The organism is Paraburkholderia phymatum STM815, from assembly GCF_000020045.1.
In the GTDB taxonomy this organism is placed as follows: Bacteria; Pseudomonadota; Gammaproteobacteria; order Burkholderiales; family Burkholderiaceae; genus Paraburkholderia; species Paraburkholderia phymatum.
Genome location: NC_010623.1, coordinates 1,014,344 through 1,023,291 on the forward strand (window position 1 = coordinate 1,014,344; position 8,948 = coordinate 1,023,291).

At 63.0% G+C, this 8,948-nt stretch carries 5 protein-coding genes; 1 reads left to right on the forward strand and 4 read right to left on the reverse strand.

Going from position 1 to position 8,948, the window contains the following annotated elements; all coding sequences use genetic code 11:
* Positions 1 to 220 precede the first annotated feature (220 nt).
* Complete coding sequence (locus tag BPHY_RS20325) at positions 221 to 469, forward strand: hypothetical protein (RefSeq protein ID WP_012403330.1); 249 nt, start codon at positions 221 to 223, stop codon at positions 467 to 469.
* Between the two features lie 10 nt (positions 470 to 479).
* Here the strand turns inward: BPHY_RS20325 and BPHY_RS20330 are convergent, their stop codons facing one another.
* From BPHY_RS20330 to BPHY_RS20345, 4 genes are all read right to left on the reverse strand, one after another.
* A complete protein-coding gene (locus tag BPHY_RS20330; RefSeq protein ID WP_012403331.1) occupies positions 480 to 1,430 on the reverse strand; it encodes a GNAT family N-acetyltransferase in 951 nt (316 codons plus the stop codon).
* Between the two features lie 69 nt (positions 1,431 to 1,499).
* The gene (locus BPHY_RS20335; RefSeq protein WP_012403332.1) at positions 1,500 to 2,888 is read right to left on the reverse strand and encodes a lysine N(6)-hydroxylase/L-ornithine N(5)-oxygenase family protein; all 1,389 of its coding nucleotides are present in this window, start codon (positions 2,886 to 2,888) and stop codon (positions 1,500 to 1,502) included.
* A 64-nt stretch (positions 2,889 to 2,952) separates the two neighbouring features.
* Positions 2,953 to 3,978, reverse strand: a complete 1,026-nt coding sequence (locus BPHY_RS20340) for a GNAT family N-acetyltransferase (RefSeq protein ID WP_012403333.1) — start codon at positions 3,976 to 3,978, stop codon at positions 2,953 to 2,955.
* A complete protein-coding gene (locus tag BPHY_RS20345) occupies positions 3,968 to 8,947 on the reverse strand; it encodes a non-ribosomal peptide synthetase (RefSeq protein WP_012403334.1) in 4,980 nt (1,659 codons plus the stop codon). Before BPHY_RS20345 ends, BPHY_RS20340 begins: the two co-directional genes overlap by 11 nt.
* Position 8,948: the final 1 nt, after the last annotated feature.

An 8,948-nucleotide genomic window follows, 5' to 3' on the forward strand; every position in this document is an offset into this window, starting at 1 on the left:
GGGTGGAAACGCCCTGTTATATCGTCAGAAGAATCTGCGGCGCCCTTGGGCGCTGAGCGAACTCACCATTCTCCGTTGAAATGCACTCGCCCGGTTCCGGAATCGCATTGGTGATTTCCAACCGTTGTTGAAAATCCAATACTTGCATCTAAAAGCATATTCGGTTGACGAGCGATAATCGTCCGTATAAGTTTTGGCTTTGTAATTAAAAATCGCCAAAATGGCTTCAGCACAATACGACGAGAGGCGACCGCTTACCGTTACGGTCGCAGGGATTACACACACGGGCTCATATCGGGTAATTGAAGGCACCGTTATCGTTTATTTCGGTTGGGACATCCGTTCCGCTCAATACGGAATGGACCGTCCTGAGACAGTTGCGCGCTGGTTATTGCTCGACATTTGCAAAAAAGCAGAAGCAAAAAAGCGCAAAGGCGGCGATCTGAAACGCCAGTTGCGCCTGATCTGATTCCCGCTTCTCAAGGCCCGAACTGCCCGAAGTACGCCTCACGCTCGACAATGACGAGCGCCGCCCGCTTGTGCGGAAAATCGAACTCCTTGAGCGTGTAAGCGCCCAGCCGGTGCATCCACGCAATATGACGCGTGTGATCGATGCGCGGTTCACCGACCACGCGTTGCGTGCGTGGATCGTCGATAAACATGTAATGCAGGATGCCGTTGAACCAGGCCCGCAGTTTCCCCGCGCTCTGATAGTCGCTGTTGCCCACCAGCAGATGCAGGCCGCGATCGAAGTCGCCGGCATCGTAGAACGGCGCAATGCGATCTTCTTTCGCCCAATAGACTTCGAAGTAGGCGAACGGCACGTCGTCGAAACAACCGATCAACGGATGCACATGCGAGTCCGCGCACTGCTCGTTCAGATATGCCGCATGCTGCTCACGCGTACCCTTGAAGTCCCAGAAGCGCGCGACGCGCTCCTGATTCTGCCAATAGTGAAAGACATCGGTATCGCGCTCCGCATCCACCGTACGCAAACTGAATGTCATGCCCACGGTCGGCATGAAGCGGCGATACACGACGCCCTCGGGCTTAGGCGCACGCACCGGATGACGCCGGTCGTGATGGACCGTGTAGCGCATAGGCATGCCCGCCGATGACGGCGCGGTGAGCCACAATGACGGCTGCTGCCAGAAGGTCGCGCGCGAAGTCGTCAGCCGTAGCGTCGCGCCTTCATGTTCCGCGGTCTCGACGATGCCCTCGCGTATCGCGCGTGTGACGAACGCACGCGTCGCGTCATCGTCGCGTTCCAGCGGCACGTTAAGCGATACCCGCTGCCGCTTCGCGTCGCGGCAATAGATTTCCGCGAGCGCGGGCAACAACTGCTCAGGCGCCGCGTCGCGCGGCCACGCTGTCAGTGCAAAGCCATCCGGCGTCGGAACAAGTTCCTCAAAGCCCACGCGAGCGCTCATGCCTGTCTTCCTTTCCTCGATTGATTCAACTGGACCGATAGCCGATCGGTTTGCCAGATCCGCATTGTTTTAAAGAGCAAACGCCACCCGATCGCCGCTTTGCGCCGTGCGCGCTTGCACGGCAACACCGTTTCCGTTCTTGCACGCTTCGAGCGATCCGGCGATCTCGTCCGCGCGGCGCGCGAGCACGGAGAGCAGCGTGTCGCTCAAGCCGTGACTGTCTTCGCAGCATCCCTGCAGATAGATGCGCGGCTGAAAATGCGCGGGCGTCGCGAGCAGATAGTCGCGCGCGACCTCGCATTGACCGACAGGCTTTCCCAACGCATCGGCGAGCGGTTCGAGCAGCGAGTGATGTGCATCGCGCCGGTAGCCCGTCGCCAGCACGACGGCATCGAAGCATTCCAGCGCGGCCTCGTCACGCATGCGATCGCGCACAAGCATTTCGACTTCGCTCCCATTCACGGCTTGCACTTCACGCACGGACTCGATCGCGCAGTTGTTCAGCAGCCGATGACGCGATGCACCGCTCACGTTCTGCACGTACAGCAACTCGTAGATCTGTTCGATCAAGGGCCGGTCGACCACCGAGTAATTGGTGTCGCGAAACGTATCGAGCAACGAGCGGCGCGCGTCCTTCGGCTGCGAATAAATGAGGTCTGTGAACGACGGATTGAAAATTTCATTGACGAACGGACTGTCGTCGGCCGGTTTCAAGGCCGGCGCGCGCATCATGAGCGTCGCATCGACGTGCGGGAACCGGCGCGCCAGATCGATGAACACTTCAGCCGCGCTCTGGCCACTGCCAACGACGGCGACGCGCCGGCGTTGCGCGGTGCCGCGCTTACCGTCGCCGACGAGATCGCCAATCGACGTCAGATAGCTGGACGAATGAATCACGACAGAATCGCGCAAAGCATTGAACGCAGCCGGAATCTGCGGCACGCCCCCCATGCCGACCGACAGCGCGCGCGTCAACCGATGACGTTCCTTGCCTTGTGCATCGCGCGAATGCACGCGCAGATGCGTGACGGTGCGCGGCTCGTTTGCATCCACCACAGGTTCGATCCTCGTCGCCGATTCGCCATAATGCACCTGATCGTCGAACGCGCTCGCAACCCAGCGCAGGTAGTCATGAAACTCGATTCGCGTCGGATAGAAGTTCTTTAGATTGACGAAATGCTGTAGACGTCCGCGTTCGAACAGATAGTTGATAAAGGTGAAACGGCTCGTCGGGTCGCGCTGCGTGACAAGATCCTTCAAAAACGAAATCTGCATGCGGCTGTCATCGAGCAGCATGCCGCGATGCCAGCCAAACTCCGGCTGCCGTTCGATGAAGCAGTGCGCGGCCGGCGCACTGCCGCTCTCCGCGAGGCGCACGGCCAGCGCAAGATTCGACGGTCCGAAGCCGACGCCGATCAGATCGTGAATGTGTTCTCGTTGAGTCGTCAAATGAGTCATCAAATGTCTCTCTTCTACCAGTGGCGACGGCCGTTGTGGATGCAATCCAGAATGCGACGGGACATCACAGATGTCTTCCGTCGAAGAACGCTTCGCGGATGACACGCATCAGCAGCGCCCGTTTGTGCGGAAAATCGAAAGGCGCGATGCTCGAAAAGCCATGCCTTTTGAGGTAATCGATCATGCGTGCGTTGTCGTAACGCGGTTCGCAAACCACGGCCTGAGTACGCGGATCATCGAGAAACAGGTAATGAACGAGCGACGGCAGCCAGGCAGCGACGCATTCCGCGCCGCGCCAGCGCGTATCGCCGACAAGCATGTGCAGACCACGGTCGAAATCCGTCGATGCCGCGAACGGCGCAATGCGGTCCTCCTTCGCCCAGTACGCTTCGAAGTAACCGAACGGCTCGTCATCGAACGCGCCGACCAACGGATGCATGTGCGGCGTCGACAAAACACGTTCGAGATATGCCCGATGCGCGTCGAGCGTGCCCGCTTCGTTCCAGAAGGCATTGACGCGCGCCTCGTTCATCCATGCGTGCAGGCGTTCGAGGTCTTGCGCGACGGATGCCGTGCGCAACGTGAAGCGATGTCCGAACTCCGGCACGTCCCGCACGTAGACGACGCCGTCGCGATACGGCGCGCGCCGCGGATGCCGCGCGCTATCCGTCATTGCATAGGAGAGCGCCGTCACGGGTATCGATACCGCACGCGTGAGCCACAAATCGGGCTGCTGGGCCCACGCATCGCGCATGCAGACGTTCTGTGCGGTCAGCACGCCGCCGTAACGCAACCCGTCGAGCGCATCGGGATGCAACTTGCCGGTATCGAGCACAATGCTCTTGCTGTCGCGGCTCGCGCCGAACGCTGCGCGCAATGCGGCCAGCACTGCGCGGCGCTGTCCGAGCGGGGAGATGCCCTTGCACCATTCGACGATGCGCAGGCCGTCTTCGCGTGTCCAGCGCGCTTGCAGCACGATGCCTTCGGCGCGGCCGTCCTCCACCACCGCGATCGCGTCGCCCTCCAGATACGCCGCCAGAGAAGGCGGCTTGAACACGTCGATATCGTCCCGTGTGAACTCAGCGTGCATCGCGCACCTCCGTGGCTGTTTCGCGTGCCTCCCACTCGAGGTCGGCGTCGAGTCGTCGCGCCAGCTCGCCTGCCAGCGCCGATAGCGTTTGATGCACGAACACATCGTCGATCGCGATGCGATACCCTGCTGCATTCGCCGCATCGACGAAACGCACCACGTCGAACGACGTCGTGCCCGCTTCGAACAGGTTGTCGTTCATTGCGGGCGCTTCGCGTTCGAAGGTGCGCTCCCACGTTCGCGCGAATATCTGCATCAGTCGCGCGGCACGCGGCGACGGCTCGCGAAGTGCATCAGCCTTCTTGACAGGTGCAACCGTGGGGCCTTCGGCCGAAACGACAATCGCTTCATCCGGGGCATCAACAAAGCGCGTAACAACCGCCAGATAATCGCCGCACAGACGCTCGACGAACGCGCCATCGACCAGCTCGCGTCCATATGAGAACGCGCCTGTCACGCGGCCATCGGGATGTTCGACGATGTCGAGTTCGAGATCGAACACGACGCGATGACGCACGTCGTTGAACTCCTCCACCGCGATGCCGTGCCACTCGCGGCTATCGCCGTGTGCGGCACGCAGGTAGTTGAACATCACCTTGAACAGCGGATTGCCGCTTGCAGTGCGCGAAGCGCGCACCGCGTGAACAACCTGCGCGAACGGCACTGCGACGTGCGCGTACGCGCCGAGCGCGGCGTCGCGCACGGCGGCAATCACGTCGCGCGGCGAGGCCGATTCGCGCATCGCCGTGCGCACGACGACTGCATTGATGAACAGGCCGATCGCGTCGTCGGCATCGGCATCGCGCGTCGAGGCGAGCACCCCGACAGGCTGATCGAGCGCGCCGATCTGACGCGCGAGCGCGACATTCAACCCCGCGTGTAACACCATCGGCAACGTCGCTTGAGTCGATACAGCCAATGCCTTCACACGCTCGATCGAGGGTGCGTCGAGTGCGAAGGCGATGCGCCCCGCGCTCCAGGCGGGCGATACGGGACGCGCCGCCGACGCTTGCGGCAGGTGCAGCACATCGACACCGCGCAATGCGTCGCGCCAGAACGTCATATCGGCTTGCCGGACGGGCGTCCGGGCAGCGAATGCGGGTGCCATAGTCGACGCGTTCAACGGCTGGCCCGTCACGCTGGCGGCGTAAGCGCGCTGCACGTCGTTGAGCCACACGTCGATCGATCGCCCGTCTGCGATGATGTGATGGATCACGATCGACAGCACATGATCGTCGTCCGCGAGACGCATCACACGCGCACGCCACAAGGGGCCGTTGGCGAGATCAAAAGGTGCGAGCGCATCGTCGTTCGTGAGGCGCGCGGCTGCCGCGATCCGCTCATCCATTGACGCAAGTTCGCCCAGATCGACAACAGGCAACATCACACGACAGTGCTCGCCGATCGTCTGGCGCGGTTCCGCAGCGTCTTTCGTTGCGACGAGACGCGCACGCAACGCAGGATGCTTACTCGCCGCATGATCGAATGCGTACTGCAGCGCACTCGCGTCCAACGCGCCGCGCAGGCGTAGCGCGACGGGAATGTTGTATGCGGCGCTGTCCGGCTGCGCGCGCCACAGGAACCACAACGCACGTTGGGCGTCGCTCAGCGCAAGATCGCTGGCATCGCCCTGTTCCTGCGCGTGACGTGTGCTCTCGTCTGCAGCGACGTGCGGCGATTCCGCTACGCGCTTCGCGTACGCAGCAAGCGTCGGCGCCTCGAACAGAGTGCGCACGGCAACATCGTGCGACAGACGTTCGCTGACCCGCGTCGCCACGCTGACGGCGGCCAGCGAATGGCCGCCCAGCTCGAAGAAGTGATCGGCACGGCCCACGCGCTCGACACGCAGCACCTCACCCCAGATCTTCGCGAGCGCCGTTTCGATGCCAGGGGCGGGGGCATCGACTGCCCGCTCGGTCCGCAGCGGCTCGGGCAACGCGGCGCGGTCGATCTTGCGGTTCGCATTGCGCGGCAACGCATCGAGAACGACGATATGCGGCGGCACCATGTAGTCCGGCAGCACACGGCGCAGATAGTCCACGAGTGCACCGCCGTCCACACGCCGACTACGCTTGCCCGCCTCTTCGCTCAATTCGACATACGCAGCGAGCGCCGCATCCGCACCGCTGCCGCGCACGACGGCCACGGCATCGCGCACATCGTCATGGGCGATCAGACGCGCTTCGATTTCGCCCAGTTCAATGCGCAGCCCGCGCACCTTCACCTGATGATCGATGCGTCCCACGAATTCGAGCACGCCATTCGCGCGACGGCGTACGCGGTCGCCCGTGCGGTACAGCCGCGCGCCGGGCGCGCCGAACGGATCGGGTACGAAGCGCTCGGCCGTCAGCGCGGCGCGCGCGTGGTAGCCCCGCGCAACGCCCGTGCCACCCAGATACAGTTCACCCGTCACGCCAATGGGCAAAGCCCGCAGATTCGCATCGAGCACATGTGCGGTCCGCTCGCCGACGGGCGTGCCGATGGGCAGATACGCGGCATCGGCAATATCGCTCGCGTCTTCGTGCGCATCGATTATCCATAGCAGCGGCGTGATGACCGTCTCCGTCGGACCATAACCGTTGACGACGCGCACGTCGGGAAACGCCTGACGCAGCGCCGCAAACGCTTCGCGCGAGGTCGCTTCGCCGCCCACCGTGAGCGAGCGCAGCGAACGCGGCGCACCGTGCCTGCGCGCCCATTCGGCCATTTGCAATGCGTAGCTCGGCGTGAACGCGGCAATCGTAATCCGTTCCCGCGCGATCGTTTCGCACGTTTGCGCGGGCGGCCACAGCGCGTCATCGGTGATGCGAACGGCGACACCTGCCGACAATGGCGCGAGCCAGCATTCGTGCGCGCCGTCGAAGTTGATCGACATGAAATGCAGCACACGGTCCTGCTCGCACATGCCGTAGCGCGCGACGATCGCCGCGCAGTGCATCGCGATCGACGCATGATCGACGACGACCCCCTTCGGTTTCCCCGTCGACCCCGATGTGTAGATCAGATACGCCGCTTGCGTCGGCGCGATCGCCGGTTCGTGCCAGGCGATCTCTTCCTGCTGCGCGTCGTCTGCATCGATCAGCCAGACACGCGTGCCGTGTCGCAGCGGAAGTTTCGGCAGGTGACGCCGTTCCGTCACGACATGCTCGATCAACGCATCGTCGACGATATGCGCGAGCCGTTCCTGTGGATGTGTCGGATCGAGCGGCACGAACGCCCCACCCGATTTCAGAATGGCGAGCAGACCGACGAACAGATCCGTCGTGCGACCGACAGCAATACCCACCCGCACTTCCGCGCCGACGCCCGCAGTCATCATGCGAGCCGCGAGGCGTGCGGCGCGCGCATCGAGTTCGGCGCGCGTGAGCGTTCGGCCGGCGTCCGTCACAGCGCTTACGTCAGGCTCTTTCTTCGCGTGTTGAGCGAGCTTCATGTGCACGGGCACGAAAGCCGCACTAGCCGGTCGATAGGCATTCCACGCATCGAGTTGCGCGAGCTCGGCCTCGGTCAGCCATTCGAGATCGCCCACGGGCGCTTGCGATGAAGCCAGCGCGCTATCGAGCAACTGGCCGTACTCGTCCGCAATCCGCTGGACGGCCCGCGCATCGAACAGATCGGCCGAGTAGACGAAGGCGGCATCGAGTGCACCGTCTTCGCGTTCTTCAAAACCGAGCGTCAGATCGAACTTCGCGTACGGCGCGCCGAACGGAAGATCGGTTACGCGCACATTGTCGAATGCGGGGATTGCACGACGCGCGGCATATGAGGCCATCACCTGAAATAGCGGATGATGACTCGCACTGCGAGGCACGCCGAGCATCTCGACGATCTGCTCGAACGGCACGTCCTGATTCGATTGACCATCGACGAGCGCGCGCTGCACCTGATCGATCAATGCATCGAACGGTTCGCGCATATCGACACGCGCGCCGACCACTAGCGTATTCACGAAGAAGCCGATCAGCCCCGCGGTTTCCGCGCGCTCGCGATTCGCAGCAGGCACGCCGATCTGGATATGTGTCTCGCCGCTCGCCCGCGCAAGCAGTGCGTGCAAGGCGGCAAGCAACACCGCGAACGGCGTCGCATGGCGCGCCTGCGCGAGTGCACGTACCCGCTGCGCGCTAGCCGCATCGATCGTGAAGTAGTGACGCCCGCCGCGCGCGCTCCGCTGCATCGGCCGCGCCCCGCTGCCCGGTAATGCGAGCACGCCCGCATCGCGCTTCACCCGCTCGCGCCAGAATTGCAACTGGCGCTCGGCCTCGCCTGCATCCAGCCAGCGACGCTGCCACAGCGAAAAGTCCGCGTATTGAATGGGCAGCGGCGCAGGCGCGACAGTCTTCCCGTTCGCATAGGCGCGATAGAACGCGGCCAGTTCATCGAGCAGCACGTCGATCGACCAGCCATCCGACACGATGTGATGCATCGTCAACACCAGCCAGTGCACCGTGTTGTCGAGTGCGATCAGGTGCACGCGTACGGGTGCGTCGCTAGCGAGATCGAAAGGCTGATCTTCATCCTTCGCCGCAACGTCAGCCGCGATGTTCTCGCGGTCGGCTTTGGCCACACGCAAAAGATCCGTGAAGCGCCACGGGCATCGCGAAGGCGCATGCACGATCTGATCGACTCCGCCATCGGCGGAATCCACGAACGTCGTGCGCAACGCTTCGTGACGTGCAACCAGCGCATCGAATGCGTGACGCAGCACTGCGCGATTCAGTTCGCCGTCGAGGCGCAGCCGGCTCGTCACGTGATACGCGGCTGGCTCGTCGATCATGCGTGCATGCAGCCAAAGCCGCGTCTGTGCGAACGAGGCAGGCACAGCCGACGAGCGGTCAGCGCGCGCCGCAATCGGCAGCATGCGAAAGTCGATGCCGGCTTCGCCAAGCTTCGTGATGAACAACTTGCGTTGCGCGTCGGGCAACTGCGCGAAACGCGCCGCCAGTGCCAGCAGATCGGGAGTGGATTTCATC